Source organism: Mesorhizobium sp. WSM4844, from assembly GCF_055811775.1.
Genome location: NZ_JBVVQB010000032.1, coordinates 26588 through 52817 on the forward strand (window position 1 = coordinate 26588; position 26230 = coordinate 52817).

At 61.2% G+C, this 26230-nt stretch carries 26 protein-coding genes, 1 tRNA gene and 1 pseudogene; 14 read left to right on the forward strand and 14 right to left on the reverse strand.

Going from position 1 to position 26230, the window contains the following annotated elements; translation table 11 throughout:
* The first annotated feature begins 68 nt into the window (after positions 1–68).
* The 4 genes from AC0L2A_RS22740 to AC0L2A_RS22755 all read left to right on the forward strand — a co-directional run bounded on the left by AC0L2A_RS22740 (position 69) and on the right by AC0L2A_RS22755 (position 2971).
* Positions 69–506: a DsrE family protein gene (locus AC0L2A_RS22740; RefSeq protein ID WP_473610793.1), complete on the forward strand. Its 438-nt coding sequence runs from the start codon at positions 69–71 to the stop codon at positions 504–506.
* A gap of 68 nt (positions 507–574) precedes the next feature.
* Positions 575–1390: an SDR family NAD(P)-dependent oxidoreductase gene (locus AC0L2A_RS22745; RefSeq protein ID WP_473610755.1), complete on the forward strand. Its 816-nt coding sequence runs from the start codon at positions 575–577 to the stop codon at positions 1388–1390.
* Between the two features lie 46 nt (positions 1391–1436).
* Positions 1437–1745: a putative quinol monooxygenase gene (locus tag AC0L2A_RS22750; RefSeq protein ID WP_473610757.1), complete on the forward strand. Its 309-nt coding sequence runs from the start codon at positions 1437–1439 to the stop codon at positions 1743–1745.
* Positions 1746–1888: 143 nt separating this feature from the next.
* The gene (locus AC0L2A_RS22755) at positions 1889–2971 is read left to right on the forward strand and encodes an AbrB family transcriptional regulator (protein ID WP_473610758.1); all 1083 of its coding nucleotides are present in this window, start codon (positions 1889–1891) and stop codon (positions 2969–2971) included.
* 1191 nt (positions 2972–4162) lie between these two features.
* On the opposite strand, the gene AC0L2A_RS22760 is transcribed toward AC0L2A_RS22755, so the two are convergent.
* The 5 genes from AC0L2A_RS22760 to AC0L2A_RS22780 form a co-directional block, all read right to left on the reverse strand.
* On the reverse strand, positions 4163–5011 hold the full coding sequence (locus AC0L2A_RS22760) for a phosphorylase family protein (RefSeq protein WP_473610759.1): 849 nt from the start codon (positions 5009–5011) through the stop codon (positions 4163–4165).
* A gap of 97 nt (positions 5012–5108) precedes the next feature.
* Complete coding sequence (locus tag AC0L2A_RS22765; protein ID WP_128248014.1) at positions 5109–5900, reverse strand: ABC transporter permease; 792 nt, start codon at positions 5898–5900, stop codon at positions 5109–5111.
* Entirely contained in the window at positions 5893–6780 is an 888-nt protein-coding gene (locus AC0L2A_RS22770) for an ABC transporter permease (protein ID WP_473610761.1), read from the reverse strand. Before AC0L2A_RS22770 ends, AC0L2A_RS22765 begins: the two co-directional genes overlap by 8 nt.
* Positions 6777–7814: an ABC transporter ATP-binding protein gene (locus AC0L2A_RS22775; protein ID WP_473610762.1), complete on the reverse strand. Its 1038-nt coding sequence runs from the start codon at positions 7812–7814 to the stop codon at positions 6777–6779. Before AC0L2A_RS22775 ends, AC0L2A_RS22770 begins: the two co-directional genes overlap by 4 nt.
* Positions 7815–7842: 28 nt before the next feature.
* Positions 7843–8883, reverse strand: a complete 1041-nt coding sequence (locus tag AC0L2A_RS22780; protein ID WP_473610763.1) for an ABC transporter substrate-binding protein — start codon at positions 8881–8883, stop codon at positions 7843–7845.
* Positions 8884–9080: 197 nt separating this feature from the next.
* On the opposite strand from AC0L2A_RS22780, the pseudogene AC0L2A_RS22785 reads away from it, so the two are divergent.
* Together AC0L2A_RS22785 and AC0L2A_RS22790 are read left to right on the forward strand one after the other, a co-directional pair.
* Positions 9081–9164 (forward strand): annotated as a pseudogene (locus AC0L2A_RS22785) (hypothetical protein); the annotation flags it as partial.
* A gap of 159 nt (positions 9165–9323) precedes the next feature.
* The gene (locus tag AC0L2A_RS22790) at positions 9324–10079 is read left to right on the forward strand and encodes a substrate-binding domain-containing protein (protein WP_473610795.1); all 756 of its coding nucleotides are present in this window, start codon (positions 9324–9326) and stop codon (positions 10077–10079) included.
* Between the two features lie 88 nt (positions 10080–10167).
* Here AC0L2A_RS22790 and AC0L2A_RS22795 read toward each other — a convergent pair whose 3' ends face one another.
* Both AC0L2A_RS22795 and AC0L2A_RS22800 read right to left on the reverse strand, forming a co-directional pair.
* A complete protein-coding gene (locus tag AC0L2A_RS22795; protein WP_473610765.1) occupies positions 10168–10950 on the reverse strand; it encodes a DUF1499 domain-containing protein in 783 nt (260 codons plus the stop codon).
* A 78-nt stretch (positions 10951–11028) separates the two neighbouring features.
* Complete coding sequence (locus tag AC0L2A_RS22800; RefSeq protein WP_473610766.1) at positions 11029–12657, reverse strand: fatty-acid--CoA ligase; 1629 nt, start codon at positions 12655–12657, stop codon at positions 11029–11031.
* A 196-nt stretch (positions 12658–12853) separates the two neighbouring features.
* Here AC0L2A_RS22800 and AC0L2A_RS22805 point away from each other — a divergent pair, with 196 nt between their 5' ends.
* Together AC0L2A_RS22805 and AC0L2A_RS22810 are read left to right on the forward strand one after the other, a co-directional pair.
* Positions 12854–13210 carry a hypothetical protein gene (locus AC0L2A_RS22805; protein ID WP_023797902.1) on the forward strand — a complete coding sequence of 119 codons (357 nt, stop codon included), beginning with the start codon at positions 12854–12856 and terminating at the stop codon, positions 13208–13210.
* Positions 13211–13374: 164 nt separating this feature from the next.
* Complete coding sequence (locus AC0L2A_RS22810; protein ID WP_473610767.1) at positions 13375–13764, forward strand: DUF427 domain-containing protein; 390 nt, start codon at positions 13375–13377, stop codon at positions 13762–13764.
* An 81-nt stretch (positions 13765–13845) separates the two neighbouring features.
* On the opposite strand, the gene ppdK is transcribed toward AC0L2A_RS22810, so the two are convergent.
* Complete coding sequence (ppdK, locus tag AC0L2A_RS22815; protein ID WP_473610769.1) at positions 13846–16524, reverse strand: pyruvate, phosphate dikinase; 2679 nt, start codon at positions 16522–16524, stop codon at positions 13846–13848.
* A gap of 509 nt (positions 16525–17033) precedes the next feature.
* Between ppdK and AC0L2A_RS22820 the strand changes: the two genes are divergently transcribed.
* The 4 genes from AC0L2A_RS22820 (at position 17034) to AC0L2A_RS22835 (ending at position 18577) form a co-directional block, all read left to right on the forward strand.
* Positions 17034–17108 (forward strand) — tRNA-Gln (locus AC0L2A_RS22820).
* A gap of 117 nt (positions 17109–17225) precedes the next feature.
* Positions 17226–17441, forward strand: a complete 216-nt coding sequence (locus AC0L2A_RS22825) for a hypothetical protein (protein ID WP_473610770.1) — start codon at positions 17226–17228, stop codon at positions 17439–17441.
* A gap of 119 nt (positions 17442–17560) precedes the next feature.
* Complete coding sequence (locus AC0L2A_RS22830) at positions 17561–17965, forward strand: hypothetical protein (RefSeq protein ID WP_473610771.1); 405 nt, start codon at positions 17561–17563, stop codon at positions 17963–17965.
* A gap of 297 nt (positions 17966–18262) precedes the next feature.
* Positions 18263–18577, forward strand: a complete 315-nt coding sequence (locus AC0L2A_RS22835) for a hypothetical protein (RefSeq protein WP_139172611.1) — start codon at positions 18263–18265, stop codon at positions 18575–18577.
* A gap of 894 nt (positions 18578–19471) precedes the next feature.
* Here the strand turns inward: AC0L2A_RS22835 and AC0L2A_RS22840 are convergent.
* Positions 19472–21244 (reverse strand): SLC13 family permease, encoded by a 1773-nt coding sequence (locus AC0L2A_RS22840; RefSeq protein ID WP_473610773.1) that lies wholly within the window; start codon positions 21242–21244, stop codon positions 19472–19474.
* A 164-nt stretch (positions 21245–21408) separates the two neighbouring features.
* Positions 21409–21669 (reverse strand): hypothetical protein, encoded by a 261-nt coding sequence (locus AC0L2A_RS22845; RefSeq protein WP_473610774.1) that lies wholly within the window; start codon positions 21667–21669, stop codon positions 21409–21411.
* A 71-nt stretch (positions 21670–21740) separates the two neighbouring features.
* On the opposite strand from AC0L2A_RS22845, the gene AC0L2A_RS22850 reads away from it, so the two are divergent.
* Positions 21741–22310 (forward strand): peroxidase-related enzyme, encoded by a 570-nt coding sequence (locus tag AC0L2A_RS22850; RefSeq protein ID WP_128174323.1) that lies wholly within the window; start codon positions 21741–21743, stop codon positions 22308–22310.
* A 2-nt stretch (positions 22311–22312) separates the two neighbouring features.
* On the forward strand, positions 22313–22702 hold the full coding sequence (locus AC0L2A_RS22855) for a rhodanese-like domain-containing protein (RefSeq protein ID WP_473610775.1): 390 nt from the start codon (positions 22313–22315) through the stop codon (positions 22700–22702).
* Between the two features lie 19 nt (positions 22703–22721).
* Here the strand turns inward: AC0L2A_RS22855 and AC0L2A_RS22860 are convergent, their stop codons facing one another.
* The 4 genes from AC0L2A_RS22860 to AC0L2A_RS22875 form a co-directional block, all read right to left on the reverse strand.
* A complete protein-coding gene (locus AC0L2A_RS22860) occupies positions 22722–23309 on the reverse strand; it encodes an RES family NAD+ phosphorylase (RefSeq protein ID WP_287206439.1) in 588 nt (195 codons plus the stop codon).
* Positions 23306–23995, reverse strand: coding sequence for a hypothetical protein (locus tag AC0L2A_RS22865; protein WP_473610777.1), 690 nt, complete (start codon positions 23993–23995; stop codon positions 23306–23308). Before AC0L2A_RS22865 ends, AC0L2A_RS22860 begins: the two co-directional genes overlap by 4 nt.
* 279 nt (positions 23996–24274) lie before the next feature.
* The gene (locus AC0L2A_RS22870; RefSeq protein WP_023797920.1) at positions 24275–24511 is read right to left on the reverse strand and encodes a hypothetical protein; all 237 of its coding nucleotides are present in this window, start codon (positions 24509–24511) and stop codon (positions 24275–24277) included.
* Positions 24512–24643: 132 nt separating this feature from the next.
* Positions 24644–25576, reverse strand: coding sequence for a complex I NDUFA9 subunit family protein (locus tag AC0L2A_RS22875; RefSeq protein WP_473610778.1), 933 nt, complete (start codon positions 25574–25576; stop codon positions 24644–24646).
* Between the last annotated feature and the right edge of the window lie 654 nt (positions 25577–26230).

The window sequence follows — 26230 nt, forward strand, 5'->3', positions numbered from 1 at the left end:
ACTTCAATTTATGCTAGGATCGAGGTCGAAGCCACGCAATTTGCGCGGACATGCTGGAGAACGACATGATGCGACGCCGCGATATTTTCCGCGTGGCCATTGCCGGAGCCGCCGGTCTTCTCGGGCTGCGCCAGGTCGAGGCGGCGGCCGTGGCAGAGGAAAGGCAAAAGGTCGCCTATCACCTCAGCGACCTGGACAAGGTCGGCTTCGTTTTGGGCAATATCAAGAACCACTATGACGGCACCGGCGGCAAGGTCGACATCGTGCTGGTTGTGCACGGACCGGCACTCGCCGCCTTCAAGTCGAAGAGCGCGTCGGCTGCCATTTCCAGCCGTTTTTCCGGTCTGGTCCGCGACGGGCTGGCCCCGCATGCCTGCGCCAATACCATGCAGGGCATGGACGTTGCGCTCACCGATCTGCTCGACGGCTTCCATGCCGCCGAGACCGGCGGCGTCGTCAAGCTCGCCGAATTGCAGCGCCAGGGCTACGCCTATTTGCGGCCGTAAACCTCTACGGACTTGAACATGAGCACGGAGAGGCCCTACGAAGAGCAGGAGAGTCCGGAGGAATAGACGTGCCAGCCACCACAACCGCCCCTGTCACCTCCACCCTTGTCACCCCCACTTTGGTTATCCCCGACCTCGCCGGCAAGGCGGTGCTGATCACCGGCGCTTCGACCGGCATCGGGGCGGCACTTGCCCTCGCCTACGCCGCGCAGAAATGCCGTGTCGCGCTGCATTATAATTCAAGTCGGGCGGCTGCCGAAACCCTGACCAAAATCATCCGCAACGGCGGTGGCGAGGTGTTTCTCATCCAGGGCGATTTCTCGATCGTTGCCGATGTCGAGCGCGTCGTCGAGGACAGCGCGCAACACTTCGGCCGGCTTGATGGCCTGGTCAACAATGCCGGCGGCATGCTCGGCCGCGTGCCTTATGCCGAACTGACAGAGGCGCATTACGACGCGGTGATGGACCTCAACGCCCGCTGCGTGCTGACCGCATCACGCAAGGCGATGCCATGGCTGAAGCGCCAGGGCGGCTTCATCGTCAATACCTCGTCGATCGCCGCGCGCAATGGCGCCGGCGGCGGCGCCGGCCTTTATGGCTCGGCCAAGGCCTTCGTCTCCAATGTGACGCGCGGCATGGCCAAGGAACTGATCGGCTACAACATCCGCGTCAACGCGGTGGCGCCGGGTACCATCGCGACACCTTTCCATGAGCGCTATTCGACCGAGGAGCATATGAGGGCCATGGTTGCCACCATTCCGCAGGGCCGCGCCGGCACAGCCGAGGACTGCGTCGGCGCCTATCTGTTCCTCTCGTCCGCTCTGTTGAGCGGTTACATCACCGGCCAGGTGATCGAGGTGAACGGTGGCCAGTTGATGCCGTGAGCGGCGACCTGCATACTTGTCGCAACAGGCAACGGAGAAACCGGCAATGTACGGTCTGATCGGCAAGATGCGGGCGACGCGCGGCCAGCGCGACGCCATGATGGACGTGCTGCTTGCCAGCACCGGCGCCATGCCGGGCTGCCTGAGCTACATCATCGCCACCGATCCGGCCGATGCCGACGCGATCTGGGTGACCGAGGTATGGACCGATCAGGCAAGCCACAAGGCTTCGCTGCAACTGCCGGAAGTCCAGGCAGCGATTGCCAAGGCGCGGCCGTTCATCGCTGGGTTCGAGTTCCAGGTGGAAACGCATCCTGTTGGTGGGTTTGGGTTGGCTGAGGCCAAGGCGGGCTGAGGGGGATACAGGAGAGGCCGGCGGGACAGCGCCCCCTCTGTCCTGCCGGACATCTCCCCCACTTGGGGGGAGATTAGCGGTAATCTTTGATACTCCCCGCAAAAACGGTTCGCATTTTTCCGCGACCCGTCTAAGAGCCGGATATGGACTCTTTCCCGAACCCGCCGGCCATCGAGCATCTGGCGCGGGTGCCCAAGGTCTGGCAGTGGCTGGCCCTGCTGATTTTCTCGATCCTGTTTGCCGGCGCGCTGGAATTCGGCGCCTTGCCGGCAGCGCTGCTGATAGGACCGATGCTGGCGGCGATCCTGGCCGGCACCAACGGCGCCACGGTGCGTGTGCCGCGCGCTTTGTTCGGCGCCGCCCAGGCGATCGTCGGCTGCCTTGTCGCCGCTTCGATCTCCGCCGATATCTTTCCGCTCTTCTACAAGGAATGGCCGCTGTTCCTCGGCGCCGTGGTGGCCACCGTTGCGGCGTCCAGTCTGCTCGGCTGGCTGATCAGCCGCTGGCGTATCCTGCCCGGCACCACCGCGGTCTGGGGCTCATCGCCGGGCGCGGCCACCGCCATGGTGCTGATTGCCGGCGCCTGCGGCGCCGACCAGCGCCTCGTCGCCTTCATGCAATATCTGCGTGTCATCCTTGTCTCGATGACTGCCGCACTTGTCGCAAGGGTCTCCACATCAGGCATCGAGATCCCGGCCATCATCTGGTTCCCCCCGATCGATCCAACTGCCTTTGCCGCAACACTTGGCGTGGCGCTCGTCGGCAGCCTCATCGGCAAGCTGTTCAGGCTGCCGTCACCGTTTTTCCTCGGCACCTTCATTTTCGGCACTGCGGTGCATCTCGGCCTTGGCGTGACGATGCAGTTGCCGCCCTGGCTGCTCGCCCTCGGCTATACGATGATCGGCTGGACCATCGGCCTGAATTTCACCAGGGCTATCCTGCGGCACGCGACGCGTGCGCTGCCGCAGATCGTCGGCTCGATCATCATCCTCATCGCCTTCTGCGGCGGCCTCGGCTTCATGCTCAGCCATGTGCTCGGCATCGATCCGCTGACCGCCTATCTGGCGACCAGCCCCGGCGGCATGGACAGCGTCGCCATCATCGCCGCCGCCGCACAGCACGTCGACATCTCCTTCGTCATGGCGCTGCAATCGGCCCGCTTCCTCGTCGTGCTGCTGATCGGGCCAAGCGTGGCGCGGCTGGTGGCGCGGAGTCTGAGGGAGTAGAGGGCAGTCTGCCGCTGCAGAAAGACCTGCTGCGCTGTCACATAAATGGACCGCAATCGGCTCGCGGCCGCAGAAGGACCAGCCCGTTCGCTCAGGAAGTCCATGCCGAGCAGCTTGGCCGCCTCGACCCGGCCATGACCGGCCAGAATAGTGCCTTCCTGATCGAGCAGGACCGGGTTGACGAAACCGAATATCTTGATGCTTTCGGCAATCTGTTTTACCTGCTTGCGCGAGTGGGTTCGGGCGCATAGGGCTTCAGAGTGGCGACCTGGCGATACTCGATCTGCAGATCCTCGCCGCGGCCTCGGCCGCTAGTCTAGGGGCGACTTTCCCCCAGAAGCGACTGAGCGCCTGCACAAGCTGTTGGTCATTCGTTTGCCCATTTCTACGGCGTCGAATTTCTGTTCACCCACTGGGCAGGTGGTGGATAGTGGGGATGAAGGGGATCATGCTGATTTCGCTTGACAGCTGTCAAAGTGATTCGAGCAGAGATGCCAGACCGTGCGCATCGCGTGCCTGTAGGAGCTTCCGCAGTTCTTTAAAGAGTCTATCAAGGACAATTTCGTGGCCGCCCGATCCTGTGTGGCGAGCCCGAACGATGCTCGAAGAAAAGACAAGCCATAAGTCCCGCGCCCGCACGCCATGGAGAGCGGCCGTCCATGACGAAGCGGGCCGACGGTCGCCACTGACAGGGCCGCCTAAGAAAAAAGCGGGCTAGCGACCGCCCCTCCCATTTCTCCAACTGGTCGTTCAGAGATCTCGTCACCGCTGTGCTGTCCTGAGCTTGCTAAACGTTTGCTCTGGCCCGCAATTCAAGTCATTTTTCAGCGGTTTTTGACTTCAGCCAACAGCCGGGAAATGCTTGGATTATCCAATGCTGGGACAGAGAAATTAAATGCGTCTCGATAGAATTTCAGTTTTGCGGAAAACTGGCGGGTTTCGCCGAATTAATTGCTTGTTGCAATTCCCTGTTATGAAAATCCGGCATCGGAAACTCTAAATAACTGATTTTTATAATCAAACTGACCTTTTTCGGCCCTTCATCACATGCAAGAACATGTAGATTCTCTGTAAATTCCCTGTAAACAGCGGACATTGGTTCGCTTAGTCCTGACGGCGACCCGACTGTCGACGGCATTTTCAGCCGCCTGGCTAAGATCCCGCCAGAGCTCGCACTGCGCCCCTGAAAGCTCAGAACCGGCTGGAGCGCTCTTCCGGTTGAGGCGACTTCAGACCCTGGCAAGAGCATTGCGGATTGGCCGGAAGTCGGGCGGCGGTCTCCAGCGCGACCCGCGAGGCTGTCATGGAGAGATTGGGCAGCACGTCCTCCTGCAGCAATTTCTGGCGGTTGCGGTCCATATAGTCGTTGAAACCCGCCGTGACGAACGCACAGGGCACGAAGCAGGCGCCGATCTCGCGCGCCAGGGTCGCCTCGGGGGCGATGGAATGGTTGAGCACGTCCGCCCCCATGCCGCGATAGGCCAAGGCTTCGGCCGGGGTCGTCAGCCGCGGCCCATAACAATGAGCAGCCACCAGCTGCTGTTCGATGCCATGAACGCGGTCTGGCCAATGGCGGCGGGCCGTCTCGGCCAGAACCGCCGCACATCTTGGACATACGATCTGCTTGCCCGAACAGTCAAAACTCTGGCGGTCCGGAAGCAGTGAAAACGGGGTCTGCGTCAATTCGATGATGTCGGCGGGCACCACCATGTCGCCGGGCTGGATCGCCTTGTTGACGGCGCCAACGGTCGAGCAGGCGAGGACTTGCCGCACCCCCGCTTGCATCAACACCCAGAACGCGCGGCGATGGCAGGAATGGTCGATATGGTCGCGGGGATTGCCGTGCGAATACATGCACAACGCCCGCTTTGCTCTGCCTTCGGCTGAAATCGAGGCATCGAACTCGAGCAACTTCCAGTTGTCGGAACGACCGAAAGGCGTTTCAAAACTCATGTCGCGCCGCAGCGTGCGCACGCCCTCGAAGCCGACGTCTTCCGGGAAGGCAAGCCCCCAGTTTGCCGACCCGGTGATGATCGCCAAGCCTAGCTGAGGGATGTCAGTCGATCGGTCCGCCGGAGCACCGGCCGCGTGATGATTTTGGGGCATGCTTCCAACTCGGTCAGGATTTTTGGCTCGGTCAGGATTTTTGGCGCAGCGCCACGATCACGACGACGACCACAACAATGGCGGTCCACAATGTCGAGATCGCCGCAATGGTCGGATCGATCTGATCGCGCAGCGAGATGAACATGAGCTTCGGCATCGTGCTGTTGCGACCACTTGCCACGAAGATCGAAATCACGGACTCGTCGAGCGACGTCAGGAAGGCCATCAGTGTCGCCGACAACAGGCTGAGCCGAAGTTGCGGAACGATTATTCCGCCAATTGCCCTGGCCCAGTCCGCGCCGAGGCTGCGCGCCGCCTGAACCTGGTTCCAGTCGAAGCGAGCCAGGGCGGGCAACAGCACAATGCACGCCACCGGAACGGCCAGCACCACATGTCCGACCAGCACACCGAACAGCGTTCCGACCAGACGTTGTGCCGCCAGGACAAAAAACAGGCCGATCGCCAGCAGGATTCCTGGAGTGACCGAGGGGGTGAGCAGGACGCCCTGGATGGACGCTGCGGTCTTGCCGCCCAGCCGATTCATCGAGATGCAGGCGAGCAGCGCAAACGGCACCGCGATCAGCGCCGTCAATGTCCCAAGGATCAGGCTCGTCCTGAGTGCAGCCATCCACGTCGCCGAGCCGAAAAAATTCTCGTACCAGCGCAACGAGTAGGCGTGCGGCGGAAACTCGAGGAGATTGGATGCCGAAAACGAAAGCGGCACCACCACGAGCGTCGGCAACATCAGAAATGCCATGACAAGAGCAGCAAAGCTCCACAGGACAATGCGGGCGAGCCGGTTTTGCGGATAGGCTTCAAGCATGGGCGGCTGCCACCGTGTCCTGGGCCAGCAGGCGGCGTGCCGCCAGCAGCATCACACCGATCAGCGCCATCAGAACGAGGAGCAGAATGCCCAGGATGCTTGCCGACCCCCAATCCTGAAAGGTCGATAGCGCACGCTCGATCCGGGTAGAGAGAGGATTTACCTTGCCGCCGCCAAGCACCGCCGGCGTGATGAAAAAACCGATGGAATAGATGAGGACGATGACCGAACCCGAAAAAATGCCGCCGGCCGAAAGCGGCAATATGACGGTGCGGACGACCTGCCCGAGGGTGGCGCCCATGCTCGCTGCCGCGCGAACGAGGTTTGGGTCGATATCGCGCATCGCGGCATAGACCGGCAGCAGAAAGATCGGCAGCATGTAGTGAACCATGCCGATCAGCGTCCCGGTGAAGTTATAGACCAGCGGCAAAGGCTCCGCCGTCAGGCCAGAACCCGTCAAAGCCGCGTTGATCAGGCCATCACGCCGCAAGAGCACGAGCCAGCCATAGGTGCGTACCAGGATAGCGGTCCACAGCGGCAGCATGACGAAGGCCATCAGCACGTTGGCCACCCTTGGCCTGGCGCTGGCCAAGGCGAGTGCCAGCGGGGTGCCCAGAACAATGCAGATCGCCAGCGTGCCGAGGGACAGTTCGAGGGTGGTGACGAGCGCCGACCATGTCAGTCCGCTCGAAAGCACTTTCGCGTAGTTGCCGACAGTGTACTCACCGCCTGTGGTCAGAAAAGATTGCCGGATGATCCAAAGGATGGGCAGTATCGCCGCAAGTCCAACGATGAACAGCGCCGGCAGCGAAAGCGAAAGAAAAAACCGCCGCTCGCGGCGCGCATCCGCCAGGAGCACTGGATCCGCGGTGGCGATCACGCCAGCGCTCCCGGTATCGCGTGAACCTTGGCTGCTGGTGCATAGGCGATCATCCGCTGGCCGGCGGCAAGCTCGGCGCAGCCGCCGGCCAGCGCTGCCGGAATGCAGACAAGGACCTCCTGGCCACCGTCAAGCGCCAGCGTCAAAAGCCAGTTTTCGCCGCGGAACGCCTTGGCGCGCAGTGTTCCTTCGAGAGCCACTGCGTCTGCACCGATGAGCTTCGCATCAAGATGGAAGCTTTCGGCGCGAATCATCAGGGTCTCGCGTGACGCTTCGGCGCCGTCGATCCTGCGCACCGAGCCCGGCGGCACGATGTTGGCCTCGCCCATGAACTCGGCGACGAAGCGGGTCGACGGACGATCATAGATCCGCTGCGGCGTATCGATCTGCTGGATGCGGCCGGAATTCATCACCGCAATCCGGTCGGACATGATCAGCGCTTCGCGCTGGTCGTGGGTCACATAGATTGTGGTGATGCCCAGGTCATCGTGCAGACGCCGGATCTCGTACTGCATGGTTTCGCGCAGATTCTTGTCGAGCGCCGACAGCGGCTCGTCCATCAGCATCACGCGCGGTTCGAAGACGATTGCCCGCGCCAATGCCACCCGTTGACGCTGGCCGCCGGACAGTGCGGCAACATTGCGCTCCGCCAGGCCATCCAGCTTGACGCGGGCCAGGGTGGCAAGCGCCCGCTGGCGCGCCTCCGCTCTCGGCGTCTTGCGCAGCGCCAGCGGATACGCGACATTCGCCAGGACATTCATGTGGGGAAACAAGGCGTAATTCTGGAATACGATGCCGATGTCGCGTCTGTTGGGCGCCAGGCGGGTGATGTCGCGATCGCCCAACAACAGCCTGCCGGAATCCGGCCGGACAAAACCGGCCAGAGCCATGAGCAGCGTGGTCTTGCCCGATCCCGAGGGCCCCAGCAGCGTGAGGAACTCGCCAGCTTGAATGTCGAGCGAGACATCATCCAGTGCGACGTAGGACCCGTAAGCCTTGCTGACGCTGTCGATGGTGATCGGGAGCGACTTCATCATCTGCTCCTGCCTTGTCAGCCGAGACTCAGCGGGCCATCATCTCATCGAAGGCCTGTTGGGCAGCCTCGCCGTTCTTGACCCACCATTCCGAATTCGAAAACACCGAAGTGCCGGCATTTTCAGGCGCGGTCGCAAGCGTCTTCAGACGGTCATCGGGAATCAGGCCACCCTCATAGGCCGCAGGATTGACCGGGCCATAGGCGATGAAATCGGTCAGCTTCGCAACGCGCGCGGGCTGCGTCATCGCTGCGATGAGCTTCATCGCGGCTTCCTTGTTCGGCGCTCCCTTCGGCACCCCAAGGCAGTCGGTGCCGATGACCGAACCCTTGAACGTGTAGTCAGCCGCGCCGCCATCCTTTTTCACGGTCTCTGCCCGTCCGTTCCAGGTAACGACCAGATCCGCCTCACCATCTTTCAGCAGCTGCGCGGACTGGGCTCCCGAGGTCCACCACACGGCGACATCCGGTTTGATCGCTTCAAGCCGCTTGATGGCGCGCTCCAGCCCTTCCGGGGTGCTGAGCACGGCATAGACGTCCGCCGGCGCCACGCCATCGGAGAGAAGCGCGATCTCGATCGAGTCCTGCGCATTGGCGCGCAACGCGCGGCGGCCCGGGAATTTGGCAACGTCCCAGAACTCGGCCCAGGTCTTCGGCGGGTTGTCGCCATAGGTCTTGGTGTTCCACGACAGGACGGTGCCATAGGAATCGAACGGATAGCAGTAGTCGGACGCGGCACCCTCCGGCACGGATTTGGCATCGATGATCTTGTAGTCGAGGGGCTCCAGCAGCGATTGTGCGGCTGCCTGGGCGCCTTCCGGCGAGCCGAGGTGGATAATGTCGGTCGCAATTGCCCCCGAGGTGACCTGCATCTTCAAGGCGGCCAGGCCGTCGCTCAGGGTCTCCTCGCGGACATCATAGTCAAGCTCTTTTGCAGCAGGGCCCCACATGGCCTCTTTCATGGCGTTGCCATAATCGCCGCCTGCGGTCGTGATGGTGAGTGTTTGCGCGTGGACGGGCACGGCAGCCGAGATCGCGAATGCTGTGAAGGAAATGCGCAGCCAGGACATAGGTTCTCCTCCCCAACGTCATCAACTATTGCCTGAAATGGCCATTTATTCGTAATCGTAACGTTACGATTGCATCAGAATACGCAGGAGTCAAGCTGCTTGCGACGGGCGTTCGGATTGACCGGGATGTCGAATCCGGTAACGTTATGGCGGTCAGCAAGTCAGCCGGCGCTTTCGCAAATGAAGTCGGGCGAACAATGGCCAATCTAAAGCAGATCGCGGCGGAACTTTCCCTCTCGGTGACCACGGTGTCCCGCGCTCTGAAGGATGGGCCGGAAGTGCAGCCCTCGACCATTGCCCGCGTCAAGGAGGCGGCCAAGCGGGTCGGCTATCTGCCAAATCATCATGGTCGTGCGCTCAAGACCGGTCGAACGCTGACGCTGACGGCAGTACTCCCGATGGAGACCCGAGACCATCTGTCCGATCTGTTGAAGCTGCCTTTGATCGAAGGCATGACGCTGGCGGCGCGAAAAGCCGGTTATAGTCTGTCCATCTATTCCACCACGCCCGACGACGATCCCGTCGAGAGCGTGCAGCGGCAGCTTCAGGCGCGCAGCACGGACGGACTGATCATCACGCGCCTGGTGTCGGGTGATCCGCGCGTCAAGCTGCTGCTGGATCAACGCATGCCATTCGTCGCGTTTGGAAGAACCGACCTGGATACCGCGTATCCTTATGTCGATGTCGACAATGAACAGATTGCCTACGAGGCAACCCGACGGCTCATGGACAAGGGCTGTCGACGCATTGCACTGCAACTTCTGGTTTCGGAGGATCAGGGGAGTGCCATGCGTCTTTCCGGCTATGCAAGGGCAATGGCCGAGGCCGGCATTGCGATCGACCAAGCGCTGATCGGTCATGGCATGTTCACCATGGAATCGAGCGCAGCCTGGTTCGATCGCTTGCTGGCTCGCTCAGATCCGCCGACAGGCCTGGCATGCGCCAACGAACTGGGCCTTCTGGGGGCGCTGCATGCTCTTGGCAAAAGAGGTCTTGCGCCAGGCAGCGACGTCCACATAGTCACGCGTGACAGCACGCGGCTGGCACGCTTCCTGCCGGCGAAGATCGAAGTCCATTCCGTCGATATGGCGGCTGTCGGACGCAAGCTTGTCGAAGTCCTGGAGAGCCGGATCATCAATCCGCTTGGGCCGGTGGAGACAATTTTGCTCAAGGGTGAATTCGAGCCGGCCGAATAGCCTGTCGCATACTCAACCCCTGATTGTATCAGCCGCATTTCTGTGGCGTCAAAGCGATTCCGCTTTGGCTGTAAAAATGCTCTGGACGTCACTCGGCCGGGGCCGTGCCGACCTGGCCGGCGACTTCCTGATCCAGCTCGGCCAGGAAATCCACGATGCGGGCCGCATTGTCGCCAAGGTCGTAGCGGCCGTAACGCGAGGCCGAACGCATGTCGACGAGGACCGCATCGCCATCGTCGGTCACACGGATGGCGACGTCGGCGGGAAGGCTGAGGATGAAGCTCCTGGCCAGGGCGTTGATCGTCACCTCGCTTTGCCCGATCGCACGCGGAAACTGCGCCGCAAGCTGCCAGTCCCGACGACCGAGCACGGTTTCGACCGCTTCCAGGACCCGATCGAAAGGCAGTTGATAGCTGCGACTGGTGACCAGCGGATAGGTCTCGGCCTGCAGGCGCCGCTCGCCCGGGGTCGGTGGCGAAAGCGCGTTCATATCCCCGGTCCGGGTGCTGGTGTCGAGCATCGGCGGATCATCGAAATCCGTCGAGATGTCCCTGAGCGGTGGAGAAGTCGCCGCCCAATAGGCGGCAATGCCAAAAGGAACAAGCACCAGCAGTGCCAGCACCGCGCCGACGCTGAGATCGCGACCGCCACGGTCGCCGAAATTCCAGATTCTCGAAAAGGCAAGGCCGGCGAACAACAGCGCCAAGGCGGCAAGCAGCGCGACAATGCCGAGCACCCAAAGGAAAGCCGGCGTTTCGACAAGCCGATAGCGGTGGCCGACGAGAACGGTCAGCAGCAGGACCGCCGAAAAAGCGCCTGTCCGCCGCGACCAGCCGGCCGCCCTCGACGTCTGTCGCTCGGGAGTTTTCATTATTTTCAGCACTGCTTCACCCCGGACCGGCGCTTAAGCCGTTCAGCGGCGGCTTGAAGGCGAAAGACGTCATGTCAGTCAGTCCGTCGGCAGGCGATAGTCCCTGAACTGCCGGCGCAAGGTTGTCTTCTGGATCTTGCCGGTAGCGGTGTGGGGAATTTCGCCGACGAAGGCGACGTCATCTGGCATCCACCACTTCGCCACCTTGCCGTCCATGAAGGCGAGGATATCCGTCTTGGTCGGCTCGCGGCCCGGCTTGCGGACGACGACAAGCAACGGCCGTTCGCCCCATTTCGAATGTTGGATACCGATGGCGGCCGCCTCCGCCACATCCGGATGAGCGACCGCGAGATTCTCGAGCTCGATGGTCGAGATCCATTCGCCGCCCGATTTGATGACGTCCTTGGCGCGATCGGTGATCTGCATGTAGCCGCCCGGGTCGATATGGGCGACATCGCCGGTATCGAACCAGCCTTCTTCATCGAACTGTTCGGATCCGATGCCGCCATAATAGGCACGCGCGACGGCCGGTCCGCGGACTTTCAGGCGCCCGAATGTCCTGCCGTCCCATGGCAGTTCCTTGTCGTCGTCGTCGGTGACCTTCATTTCGACGCCGAAAGGCGGAAAACCCTGCTTGCCCTGGACGTCGAGCCGGGCTTCGCCCTCAAGCCCGGCATAGCCCGGCTTCATGGTGCACAGCGTGCCGAGCGGCGACATTTCGGTCATGCCCCATGCATGGACGACCTCGACATCGTAATTGCCCTGGAACTTTGCCGTGATCGCACGCGGGCAGGATGAGCCGCCGATAACGACCTTGTTCAGATAGGGAAGTTTCTTGCCGGTCTCCTCCAGGTACTGCAGCAGCATCAACCACACTGTCGGCACGGCGGCGCTGAACGTCACCTTTTCGGTGTCGAGCAATTCATAGATCGAGGCGCCGTCCATCTTGCAGCCAGGCATGACCAGCTTGGCGCCGATCATCGGGCCGCTCTGGCCGAGGCCCCAGGCGTTGGCGTGGAACATCGGCACAACCGGCAGTATGGTGTCGCGCGAGGAGAGGCCCATCGCATCGGGCATCGCCGCAATCATGGCGTGCAGCACGTTCGAGCGATGGCTGTAGAGGACGCCTTTCGGATCGCCTGTCGTGCCCGAGGTGTAGCACATGCCGGCGGCGGTGTTTTCATCGAACGTCTTCCAGGTGAAGGCGCCGTCGGTTTCGTCAAGCCATTCCTCATAGGCAACAGCATTCGGCAGCGCCGTCTGCGGCATGTGCGCCTTGTCGGTCAGCACGATCACCTTTCTGAGCGATTTGACCGCGCCGGCGATCTTTTCAAGCAGCGGCACGAATGTCAGATCGATGAAGATCGCCTTGTCCTCGGCATTGTTCATGATCCAGGCGATCTGCTCGGGAAACAGGCGCGGATTAAGCGTGTGATAGATCGCGCCGACACCCATGATGCCGTACCAGGCTTCGATGTGGCGCGCCGTATTCCAGGCCAATGTGGCGATGCGGTCGCCAAGCCCAAAGCCATCACGCTCGAGCCGCTCAGCGACCCGCAAGGCGCGGCGATGAATATCGACGTAAGTGGTCCGGACGATCGGGCCCTCGATCGAGCGCGACACAATCTCGCGTTCGCCGTGCTGCCTGGCTGCGTTGTCGATGAGCTTATGGCAAAGCAGCGGCCATTCCTGCATCAGTCCGAGCATACTTCTCCTCCCATGGGTTTTCGTTCCCCCACTGGTTTTCGCTCCATTGTGGGACGAACAAGCGGATTGTCCAGCCATGACCGGGCAGAAGCAGCGCATTGTTCGAAAAGGCAGAGAAAACCGCCACAATCCGGCCATTGTCGACATTAACTTTGATTAATGGTAGGGGTGTGATTGGCGAATGAAAGAGGTTCGCATGGACGCGCAGCTCGACGACAAAGCTCTCGAAGATTCGCTTGCCGAAAGCCTGGCCGATTTGGTGCCGGACGCCAAAACCGTTTCCGAGGACGAATTCGTCGAAGTCGTCGGCGGAGCCCTTGAGGCGGTCGGCGGCACGTTGCTGTTCAAGATGTGCGTTCAGAACGAAGGCGAAAGCCAGCACGTCGCCGCGGCTTGCGTCGGCGATGGCGGCAACCGCCAGTTCCTGCTTCTTACCCTGCCGACCGGCGGTGGTGCGCTCAAGGTCGAAACCGCGTCGCGAAGCACCAATCCTGTCGCCGGTATCGCCGCCGCCTATGCCGGGCTGATGGACGCGTTTCAGGCTGCCGCCTGATCAGTCATCAGCCCTGATCGGTCATCGGCCCTGATCGGTCATAGCCAAGCTCGATTTGACGAGAGATCCGGCAACGCCAAAAGGCGATGGAGCCCCCGCATTCGACAGCGCCCTTGCGTAGCGCGCACACCCTACACACCTTAGGTCGTGCAAGGAGAACCGTCATGGACCAGACCGCCAATCCGTCACCCGGCTTTCAGCGCAACCCGGATAAAGTGATTACTATCGAGCCCTTCAGCGGAACTGTGACCGTACGCGCCGGCGACGAGGTCATTGCCTCGTCCAGGAGGGCCAAGGTGTTGACCGAATCCCCCTACCCCGGGATCCTCTATATTCCATTCGAAGACATCGATTTCGACCAGCTTCGCAAGACGGACTCGTCGACTCATTGCCCATTCAAGGGCGATGCGAGCTATTGGAGCGTGCTACCTGCCGCGGAAGCAGGCAAGGATGCGATGTGGGCCTATGAGCGGCCTTTCGACGAGATGATCGCAATCCGCGATCACGGCGCGTTCTATCCCAACAAGGTGACGGTCGAAGCCAAACCAGCCTGAGCAGGGCCTGCCTGAGCAGGGACGGCTCGTGACCTGTCCCGCCGATCATTCGGTGGCACGGCAATGGCCGACGTCGGCGCCTTACCCGCGACCGTTCTTAGCAGCCTGCACCGCCGCCTGCGCGGCAGCCAGCCTGGCGATCGGCACGCGATAGGGCGAGCACGACACGTAGTCGAGGCCGATCTCCTCGCAGAAATGGATCGACGCCGGATCGCCGCCATGCTCGCCGCAAATGCCGAGCTTAATATCCGGCCGCGTTGCCCTGCCTTTTTCGGCCGCCATCCGCACCAATTCGCCGACGCCTTCGATGTCTAGCGACACGAACGGATCCTGCTCGATGATGCCCTTCTGGCGATAGGTCTCCAGGAACGAGGCCGCATCGTCGCGTGAGATGCCAAAAGTGGTCTGGGTGAGATCGTTGGTGCCGAAAGAGAAGAATTCGGCCGCCTCGGCGATGGCTTGGGCGCGGATCGCGGCGCGCGGCAGTTCGATCATCGTTCCGGTATTATAGGTGATCTTGACGCCGGTTTCCTCCATCACGCTCCTGGCGACGGCATCGATCCGCGCCTTGACGTAGTCGAGCTCCTTCACCAGGCCGACCAGCGGCACCATGATTTCCGGGACCACCAGCGCGCCGGCCTTCCTGCCGGCTTCGACGGCGGCCTCGAAAATGGCGCGCGCCTGCATCTCGGCGATTTCGGGATAGGAAACCGCAAGCCGGCAGCCGCGATGGCCAAGCATCGGGTTGAATTCGTGCAGGGCCTCGGTGCGCTGCCTGAGCTTGTCGGGCGACAGGTTCATGGCGGCGGCGACTTCGGCCACCTCTTCCTCGGTCTTGGGCAGGAATTCGTGCAGCGGCGGATCGAGCAAGCGGATCGTCACCGGCAGGCCGGCCATGATCTCGAACAATTCGAGGAAATCCGAGCGCTGCATGGGCAGGAGTTTTGCGAGCGCCGTTCGCCTGCCCTTTTCCGTGTCGGCCAGGATCATCTCGCGCATGGCGACGATGCGGTCGCCCTCGAAGAACATGTGCTCGGTGCGGCAAAGCCCGATGCCTTCGGCGCCGAAGGAACGCGCCATGCGCGCGTCGAGCGGCGTTTCGGCGTTGGTGCGCACCTTCATGCGGCGCACGGCATCGGCCCATTCCATGATGGCGGCGAAATCGCCCGAGAGCTCCGGCTGCAGCATTGGCACGGCGCCTTTCAGCACCTGGCCGTTGCCGCCGTCGATGGTGATGATATCGCCCTTGCGGAACGTCGATCCCATCGCCATCAGGGTGCCGGCCCTGTAGTCGACGCGCAGCGAGCCCGCGCCCGACACACAAGGCTTGCCCATGCCGCGCGCCACCACCGCCGCGTGGCTGGTCATGCCGCCACGCGTGGTCAGGATGCCTTCCGCCGCATGCATGCCGTGGATGTCCTCCGGACTGGTCTCGATGCGCACGAGAATCGCCTTGCGGCCTTGCGTCTTGAGCTCCTCGGCATCGTTGGAGGAAAAGACGATCTCGCCGGTGGCTGCCCCCGGAGATGCGGGCAGACCGATGCCGATGACATCGCGTGCCGCCTTCGGATCGATGGTCGGATGCAGCAACTGGTCGAGCGAGGCCGGATCGATGCGGGCGACCGCCTCCTCCTTTGAAATGAGCTTGTCGCGCGCCATCTCGACGGCGATTTTGAGCGCCGCCTTGGCGGTGCGCTTGCCGGACCTGGTCTGCAGCATCCACAATTTGCCGCGCTCGATGGTGAATTCGAGATCCTGCATGTCGCGGTAGTGCTTTTCCAGGCGGTCGGAGATGGTGACAAAAGACTGGAAGGCTTCCGGCATCAGCTTCTGCAGCGACGGCTTGTCGGAGCCGGCGGCAATGCGCGCCGCCTCGGTGATGTTTTGCGGCGTGCGGATGCCGGCGACGACATCCTCGCCCTGCGCATTCACCAGGAACTCGCCATAGAGCATCTTTTCGCCGGTCGACGGATTGCGGGTGAAGGCGACGCCGGTGGCCGAGGTCTCGCCCATATTGCCGAAGACCATGGCCTGGACGTTGACCGCGGTGCCCCAGCTTTCGGGAATGTCGTGCAGGCGCCGGTAGGTGATGGCGCGGTTGTTCATCCAGCTCGAAAACACGGCGCCGATCGCACCCCAGAGCTGCTCGTTCGGATCTTGCGGAAACGGTTTGCCGAGTTCCTCCTCGACCTTGGCCTTGTAGAGCGCGATCACGCCCTGCCATTCGATGGCGCTCAGTTCGGTATCGAGTTCATGGCCGAGCCCGCCCTTCTGGTCTTCGAGGATTTCCTCGAACACCTCATGGTCGAGGCCCATGACGACATCGGAATACATCTGGATGAAACGCCGGTAGCTGTCATAGGCAAAGCGGGCGTCGCCTGAATCGGCGGCCAGCGCCTCGACCGTCTCGTCATTCAGGCCGAGATTGAGCACGGTGTCCATCATGCCGGGCATCGAAGCGCGGGCACCGGAACGCACCGACACCAAAAGCAGTTTTGAGGGATCGCCGAAGCGGCGCCCGGTCAGCCGGCCGATATGATCCAATGCGACCGCGACGTCCGCCTCCAGCGAGGCCGGGTAGGTGCGGCCGTTGGCGTAGTAGGCGTTGCAGACGTCGGTGGTGATGGTGAACCCCGGCGGCACCGGCAGGCCCAGGCTGCACATTTCGGCCAGATTGGCGCCCTTGCCGCCCAAGAGGTTCCTGTCGCCGGCACGGCCTTCTGCAGCGCCGTCGCCAAAGGTGTAGACCCATTTGGTCATGCTTGCTCTCCGGTTGCAGGAGATTGAAAAGATTGACGAAGCCGAAGTTCCGCCGTGTCCCTGCACGAGCGATATGATGCTGCAGTGCGAAAGGCAAGCCGTCGGCAAGCCAGCCGGCTTCTACAATCGATTAAGAAAAAGCGATAACAAAAAGACTTGCGGCTCGACGGCCGGTTGAAGAGGACAAAACAGGAACTAGCGATAACGCCATGTGACTGACCGGAGAACTCGAAACGCTGGGCGCCGTCGAAAATGCCGGCGGCACGTCGAGCCGATCTTCTCATTCCCCGGCAGGCGGTTCCCACGTCGATCCGGCCGGCAGTGAAATGGCGGTTGGGGTGAATAGATGCCATCGCCCGACAGCAGGCGATGATATGCGACGCCAATCTGCGGGGACCGGTGAATCAGTTCCGCGCACTTTTCATTCTCGGCATGTCGGCCATTCTCGGCATTGAGCTTTCCGTCGGCTCGTCCTATAAGGCCGCGCGCAGCGGGCATGTTGCGACTGTTGGGGCGTAGCCAAGTGGTAAGGCATCGGTTTTTGGTACCGACAATCCCAGGTTCGAATCCTGGCGCCCCAGCCAAACCTCTTTTTTAATTAATTTTCAAACACTTAGCACGCATTAGAAACTGCTAAGTGTTACAGACAAGCGGATGATCCACATGGCGTTCTATCCGCATCATTCGGACCGGGAGGCGGCATGGATCTTCGATGGTCAATAAACCTGCTTGAGGACGGCGCTGTCGTCACTCAGGACGGCGAATATCTCGGAACTTGGGGAATCGATGAATCGGACGCGAGATATGAATTCACGCCAGACGGTGCAGCAGACCCGTTGCTGTGCAGTGGATTTGTGAAGTTCCTATGCGATCACATTAAACAGTGGCACAGCCAGCAACAGAGCGGCGGCGCGTGAGCCATTCGCGATCGATCCTTGAACACCAGTGCCAAGTGATGTTGCTCGGTCGAAACTATTCCCTTGCGTTGTAGCTTAGTGATGACGCATGACTCAGATGGGCATTGGGGGGATTTCAATTGAACAAGATGTTGATTGTTGCGGCCGCTGGACTAGCGCTGTCCGGCTGCCAGAGTGCAGCCTTTGGTGTCCGGACCGGAAGCGTGCTTGCGTCGCAGCGCGAGCCATCCACCGTGGAGGTTAATGGTATCCTCAATGCGATGCGGGAATATCTTTATGACCCGTATTCGGTCCGAGATGCCGAAATCTCGAAGGTGATCGATCTAGGCGGAACGCCAACAGTGTGCGTCAAAGCAAACGCCAAGAACCAGATGGGCGGTTACATTGGCCGTAAGACAGTGATGGTCTACATGAACGCCATCGGGAAGCCTTTCGCGATCAACCAGGATGTCTACGCCGTTAGCGGCTGTAACCAGCTAACCTATCGGCGATTTGTCGAGATCGAGCAGTTGAAAGCCCTTTGACAAGAACGCGCTCGGGACAAAAAGTTCGAAAAACTACCAAGAAAACCCCAGCCATCATTATAGAGATTTCAATTCCTGATGTAGAGCATTCTAGCTCTCCCATTTAGGGCTCAATCGACCGCGCCGGGATCAGCGGGAACGCCCTCGATAAAATCGCCATTGAGAGGCTGGAACTGCTTATGGAATTCGCGAAGTGGTGTCGCCCAAACCTTGCCGCTTTTCCAGTCCGCGACACGGTAGAGAACGGCGCGGCTCCGCCTAATAGTTTAAAGTTACCGTTGATCAAAGGGGATCAGAATGCGTGCAGTCGTCGTATTGGGTCTAATTATTTGCGCCGGCACTGCACGGGCTAGCGAATTAGAGGTTCTTCTCAGCGAGAAAATTGGAGGCTGCTTAGTCATTCCGGTCGATATCGCGACGCCGTTCAAAGTGACTTTTGAGGTCACGCTGGATAAAGCCGACAAGGCACAGACTGTTGCTGTGGTTGCTTACGAGCCTCACTCAGAGTCGATGGCGAAGGCCGCTCCGATCCTTGCACGAGGCGTGAAACGGTGTTGGCCGCCGGGAATCAAAACAAACCCAGTTCGATTCACATTTTCGATGGACGAATAGAACCAGAATTTCCGTGCTTGTTTGCAATTAATGGCTATCAGCCGAGAAATTTTCAGCTTGTCCACCAAATAAACTGTTCGCCCATCGAGGTCCGCAACTGAGCTTTAGTGGTAATGCCCGCTGGCGCCGATTGGTGAGCTTTTGAACCAGGCCAAGCTATGATAACGCGTGATCAGTAGGGCGAATTGACTGCAAGAAGAGGGGAACGTTTGAGCCGCATTTTGGTAACGGTCATCGCAGGAATCTGCTTCACAATATCGACTGCTTCGGCCGGGCAGTTAGAGCAAAACATCAATTACTTGGCACGTATGGCAGATGGCAAATTGCATCGGGCTGCAAAAATTTCAGGTGACATCTATGGCCTATTGAAAAGGTGCCCGGCGCTGAGACCAAGCGAAAGTGGAAAAGCCATGATGGCTGTCCCCCTCCTTTTGAACGACGGGCTAGATAAACACTTGGCGCCTCCCGCTAAATTCGAACGGGCTGTCCGCGTGTTTAATGGCGCTTACCGTAAGGCTCTTCTGAGTAAGGTTAGTTGCAAGGCCGGGAAGGCCAAGGACCCAGATAGTTACCGGTAGATGTCCGCCTTGGGGCCAATCCATATCGCGGGAATTATTATGGCCGCAGGGCAGCGAAGCGTGCCGGTGGTTGGCTGCCCGGCTTTCAAGAAATTCGGGAGCGGACCCCAATTTTCAGGTGCCCATTGTGGCAAGCCCTTCATCGACTGCTGCTTGATACTTCGTCAGAGCCCCTCCGGCGTCTCGCTTTGCCAAAATCCGTGGCCTCGATAGGCACAAGCCCTTTGTCACGAGCGATGCATATTGCTTGACCGGGAGCGGCCTACGCACTGCCATGGGGCTCCGAGTTCCGCCAGGATCGATCCGTCCGTCGCATTTAGTTCATCGGCCAAACCATCATGAGCATCGGCACGGCAACAATGACGACGAGGAACGATAGCGGCAGTCCCAGGCGTGGATAGTCGCTGAAACGGTAGCCGCCCGGCCCCATGACGAGCGTGTTGCACTGGTGGCCGATCGGGGTGAGAAAATCGCAGCCGGCGCCAATGGCGACTGCCATCAGAAATGCTTCCGGCCTGTAGCCGAGATCGCCGGCAAACGCGGCGGCGATAGGCGCCATGACCAGAACGGTGGCGGCATTGTTGAGGAATGGCGTAACGGCCATCGCGGCGACAAGGATGAGCGTCAATGCGCCGGGCGCCGGAAGAATGGTCCCCAGTTTGGCAAGCTCGCCGGCAATGACGCCGGTCGCCCCTGTGCTGCGCAGCGAATCGCTCACCGGAATGAGAACGGCGAGCATGACGAGGATTGGCCCATCCAGCGATTGGTAGACGTCTCGGACCGGGATGACCTTGAAAAGCACCATCGCGACCGCGGCCGTAAAGAAAGCGACGGAGACCGGGAGCAGCCCGAGCGCAGTCGCCACCATGGCGAGAGCAAGGATTGCTACCGGCACAACACCTTTGCGGACGCTGCCAAGCAGGATAGCCCTTTCTGCCAGCGGCAGGCAGCCGAGTTCACGCAGTATCTCGGGTATCGTCGCTGCATTGCCCTGCAGCACGATGACGTCGCCCAGCCTTAGCTGGATTTCGGCCAGCCTGCGGTCGGGGCGCTCGCCGTGACGGCTGACAGCCAGGAGGTTGACGTTGAAGCGGTGATAGAGGGCAAGGCGCTGGGCCGTCCAGCCGATCAACGGGGAGTTTTCACCGATGACGGCTTCGATAGCGACCAGCTCGCCGGTCGTGTCATCCCCGCTGGCCCTGCTGCCCGTAACGCTGAGTTTGCCCTGGGAGACCAGGCGATCCAGCGCCCCTGGGTCGCCCTCGAGCAGCAGGATGTCGTTCATCTTGAGGACAACGTCGGGCAGTGGCGTCATCCGCATGGTCCGGTTGCGCAGGATCGATGTCACGATAGCATCGCCGCCGGAAAGCTTCATGAGGTCTGCCACCGTCTTGCCGAGCACAGTGGAATCGCGGACAATGCGGGCCTCTGTCAGGTAATTCTTGATATCGATGGCTTCATTCACCGAGCCGCCGAGCTTTTCGCGCACCGGCAGCAGCCAATAGAAAAACACCAGGAAGATCGTTCCGGCGGCAGCCAGGGCGGCTCCAACGGGTGTAAAATCGAACATTGTGAAGGCGGTGCCGGTCAGTTCCTCCCGCACCCGCGACACAACGACATTGGGAGATGTCCCCACCTGCGTCATGAGTCCACCGAGCAGCGACCCGAACGCCATAGGCATCAGGAATATCGACGGTGAAACGCTCGACCGGCGCGCGAACTGGAAAGCTATCGGGATCATGATCGCGAGCGCACCGATATTCTTTACAAAGGCAGACAGGATCGTGACGACGATCACCAGCAGCGCCAGTTGCGAGCGAACGCCCGACAGGTTCGGAGCGAAACGCCTGATGGCGACTTCCATGATGCCCGAGCGTGCGATGCCTGCGCTCACCAGCAGGGCACTGCCGACAATGACCACGATATCGTCGCTGAACCCGCTGAAGGCCTCGTCAAAAGGCACGATGCCAACCGCGAGTGCGGACAACAGTGCCGCGGCTGCAACCAGATCATATCGATACCGACCCCACACGAGCGCCGCCATCATTATGAAGATAACGGCGAACGACAGAATTTGCGGCGTAGTCATGTCTTCGGATGCCCCGCCGCTTGTGCGGCTGATCAGAACGGCCAAACCGCCGTTTTGTTGCTTTTGCTGGTCACGGTTTTGCTAGCACGGTTCCGTGCTTGCCAATAAGCCCGTGTCGATCAATGTTCCCGACTTTCGCAGCCATGGTCCTGGGGTGGCGCCTTTCAACCTGGCCGGCGGCTGGCCGCTCCGACTTTATAGCGATAGCTGTCATTCTCGCTAGTGCGCGCTGTGCCATGTTCGGCCGCGATCGACCCGCCGCTCTCCGCAACCATGCGATACACCGCCTCCACCCCGCCGACGATGTGATCGCGCGTGCGCACATAATCGGCGCAGGCGTCCCGCATCGTCCACAGCGATTGGAACTCGCGCGGCGACTGCGAGACCACCGCATCCTCTTCAACGCCCTCTTCCAGCCCTTCCATGAGGCTCGCCGAAAAGCCTTCGATGGCCTAAAGTTGGTCGCGTTGACGGCCGTGCAAGGGAGAGAACACAGATGACCGCGCCCGCCATAAGCCGCTTCCCCGTTCCCGAGATCGCCGGCCTTCCCGACGACATCCGCGAACGGATACTCGCCGTGCAGGAGAAGTCGGGATTCGTGCCCAACGTCTTCCTCGTGCTTGCGCATCGGCCGGACGAGTTCCGCGCCTTCTTCGCTTATCACGACGCGCTGATGGACAAGCCCGGCCCGATCACCAAGGCCGAGCGGGAGATGATCGTCGTGGCCACGAGCAATGCCAATCAGTGCCAGTACTGCGTGGTCGCCCATGGCGCGATCCTGCGCATTCGCGCAAAGAACCCGCTGATCGCCGATCAGGTGGCCACCAACTACCGCAAGGCCGACATCACCCCGCGCCAGATGGCGATGCTCGATTTCGCCATGAAGGTTTCCGCGCGCGCCTACGAGGTCGGCGACGCGGACATCGCGGACCTCAAGATGCATGGCTTCACCGACGAGGACGCCTGGGACATCGCGGCCATCGCCGCCTTCTTCGCCATGTCAAACCGGCTGGCCAACGTCACCAGCATGAGGCCGAACGACGAGTTCTACGCGATGGGGCGCTGACCATGCCGAAGGGATACAAGGATCTGCTGGCCGACGCCGATGCGGTCGTCCGCTCGGTCGAGGCAGCGGACATGGCGGCCATTTACGACGGCGTTGTCATGGTCGACATCCGGGATCCGCGGGAACTGGAGCGCGAGGGCATGATCCCCGGCGCGTTCCATGCGCCGCGCGGCATGCTCGAATTCTGGATCGACCCGGAAAGCCCTTACCACAAGCCGATATTCGCCGAGCCCAGGACCTTTGTGTTTTACTGCGCGTCCGGCTGGCGCTCGCTGCTCGCCGCCAAGATCGCGCAGGAGATGGGTCTTGACGCGCGCAGCCTGCGCGGCGGCTTCTCGGAGTGGAAGAAGCGCGGCAATATCGTCGCCGAGAGACCGAGGAAGGACAGCTAGGCTCGACGACCGGCTCGCCCTATGGAGCCAGGCCGACACGGTAGCGTTCGGCGACCCGCCAGAACCAATCCTGGTCGAGGTCGATCTCGCGTGCCGCCTCCGCGATTGCATCTGCCGATCGCTCGAACAGCGCGTAGCAGACTTCGGCGTCGTCATGCCTGGCATGGTAGGCAATTCCATCAGCGCCAATTGGATGACCCGACAATGCGGTCGACCAAACCTGCGGCACGTCGTAGGGCAGTCCGCCATGGGCGACTTCTGCGGTCGCCCCAAGGCGGGCGAGACCGGGCCCGGCAAGCCGGATCAATTTCAGGTCTCTTTGGACGATGAGGCGAACGTACGCCTTCCGCTGCAGCAGATCCGCGTCGATGAGCGTGTGCCCAGGAGTTCGCAGAAACGTCTCGGCGAACGCGCCGTTGATCTCCTTTGCGGCGTAGAGAACCCCATAGGAGGCGTCGGGAGCATTGAACCGCCCTTCGGTCGACCTGTCGAAGAAGATCGGCTCCCACTTGGCCGTGTAGAAGCGGTGAACCTCCTGCCCTGCCGGTAGCTTCACCAGTTCGGGCAGGCGCCTGTCCAGGTCTGCGGGAGGGAGTGGCCCGCTCACGCCCCCTGCTCACCGTGCCGCCTCGCGGCTTCAAGCACGAGCTCGATCTGGCCGGATTTGAGAAGCTGGATGGGCTTGCGATTGCCCAGCCTTGCATCCGGCTGGGAAAGGAAGTTGAGCACCGCCCAGGAATTGCTGGTCTGCAAAGCCTCACGAACGGCTTTAAGCCCGGGTACAACTGTGCCATCGCGGTTGAACTGCAGCGTCGGATAGCTGCGACGGTTGCTGGGGCCGGGAACGGCAAGCAAGGAGCCGTCCTGCACTCGCTTGTCGATCGCCTGCCGGGAGACGCCGTGCAACAGGGTGCGGACCTGATCGAGGTCATAGGCACCGCCTGCGTCGCGCAGATCCTGCTGTGCAATACGGACACCTTCAAGCATCGCGCGGCTGCGCGCGTCAGGCTCGAATGCGGACCTGTCCATTAACGGCTTGCGCTCGACCTGAGTATGCTGCGGGGCTCGCTCGACAACCTCGGTGATGCGAACCACACGACCGCGCACCGACTTCCTGATCGCATTGACGGACTCCGGTTTTCCGGACACGATCGCCACATGTGCGCCGGCCGGCAGCTTGAACCCGGACAGCGCCTTGATCGGGTCACCCTTCATCGTGAACATTGTCAGCACGCCCGGGCCCCGTGTCTTCGCGGTGACGGCCGGTGCCTCGGCTCGCGTTTTGCCTGCCATGGGTTCTGCCTCCTGACGAGACAATATGGCGCTGCGAGCAACTTTGTCAACTTTGGCAACCTTGACAAGTTTAAATCTTGTCAAGCTTTGCACCTTCCGTTCCGCCAGGGCGAGGTTGTATCAATCTGGAATAGCCGCTCACTGCCGGGAAAATTGCACCATCTCGAGCCGCATGTGGTCCTGCACAGGCTGGCGTGCTCCACTGCCGCTGAGCGCATCACCCCATCACCATCAACGCGATCGCACCGGAGCGAACTTGACGAAGCGGGGCCAAAATCATCAAGGCGCGCGATCGGTCAGCGCGCTTGCACCTTCCTCCGCGGCGCAATGTGCGCAGCAGTAGATGATGTCATCTTGTTCGACACCATGTCCGATGATCCGGCACCCGCAATGCGGGCAGAGCGGCGCAAGTTTCTGGATCGCGCATTCGAAGCTGTCGAACGTATAGCTTTCCTCAGCCAGCGTCACTTCGAAAGCCTTGTCGTAGTCATTCCCGCATTGATCGCATCTGGCCATGGTACTTTTCCTTCTTCCTCATTGGTTCAAACTCGACCAACCCGCCGCATGGCGATAGGTTCCCGGCAGGATCGTAGAGTCCTGCCAAGCAGGAAGTCTTGCTAAATAAACAGGAGACCGGCCCGAGCAGCCTCACGCCCGCCGTTCGATCAAGCGGATCACCTCCTCGATGTCGCGCGGCGCGATATCGAGTTCCTTCAGGCCCGGCGCGCCGATTGCGGCCACATTGTCGTGCCGCATAAGATCGACCTGGTTGCGCGTTATCAGCGCTCCCGGAAGGAGTTCCGCGACGCCGGCCAAGGCGTCCCACGCCGCAAACGGCACCGGCATCAGCCTGATGTGGGTATCGAGCTGTCGGGCGATCTCGCGCAGCAGTTCCTTATAGGTGTAGATGCGCGGGCCGCCGAATTCGAATATCGATGAGCCCTTGTGGTTTCGCCCGCCGATCAGCCGGCTGACTGCGTCTGCGACGTCTTCCACATAGACCGGCTGAAGCCGTGTGCCGCCATCGCCGAACAGCGGATAAACCGGCAGGAGACGTATCAGCCTGACAATCGTCGTGAGGAAAACGTCGTCAGGTCCCGTCATGACGGCGGGACGCACAATGATGGCGCCGGGAAATGCGCTCGCCACCGCCTCTTCTCCGAGCCCACGTGCCCTGATGTAGTTCGAATCCGATTGAGGATCGGAGCCGATCCCCGAAATCTGGACGAACCGGTCGACCTCGCCAGCGCGCGACGCGGCGGCAAGTTCAGCTGCGGCTTCCACATGCACGCGCTCAAACGTCTGGGCGCCCTGCTCGACGTAGAGACTGACGGCGTTCACGATCGCCTGTGATCCGGCAATGGCCGTGCCGATCGAGGATGCATCCAATATGTCCGCCTCGACGGCCTCGGGCGGCCTTGCCGTCGAGGAAAAAACCTGGCCCACCCGAGCCGGGTGGCGGGATGCGGCGCGGACCGTGAAACCCCTTTCCAGGAGCCGCTTCACGATCCGGCGCCCGAGAAAACCCGTCCCGCCGAACACAGTGACGATCCGTTCTGTGTTGAGATCGTCAGGATCCATTTGCCTCGCCATCCCTTGGCTTTGCGTGCCCACCGAGCGCCTGCCGCAAGGATCGCCTCTGGCCGGCGTATAACCCAGCCCCTTCGAACATCGGGACGGTTGGAGAACAACGCAGGAACGTTTTTTGTTCCAGTCGGCGCCAGGTTCGATCGAGAGACGGCCGATGTCGCTGTGGGCGCGAGTGTTCGACGCTGGGTTGCCATGCTGTCCGTCTCATCCCCAGCCACCATCCGCTGGTAATAAAACCGGTCAACTCACGTGCTACCTAATCCGGACAACTCGTGTGCTTACGACACTGTCGTTCGGCCCCACTTGCCTCGCTTTGGCTGCTCCTGTATGGAAACCGCCATGACCAACCGCGCCACCTCCGTCGCTTCCCGTCAGACCGGCTTTGCTGGCGAGACCGTGCGCGCGCTTGCTTCCGCTCTGCTGCTGCTCGGCCTTATCGGCGATCGCCGGGTTCGCTGAAGGAGCGCCCGGCGGTCGAACCGCCGCTCACGCGCATGCTCCTTGGCCAGTTTCAAAATTGGCAAGTCAACATCAAATGAACATCTGGTAAAGGCGCCGCTCGACACCAAATCCGCCTGAAGGCGGATCCCGCGAGCCGCCGGGAGAGACGACAATGAACGCACGAGAAGAGATCCGCTCAGACAG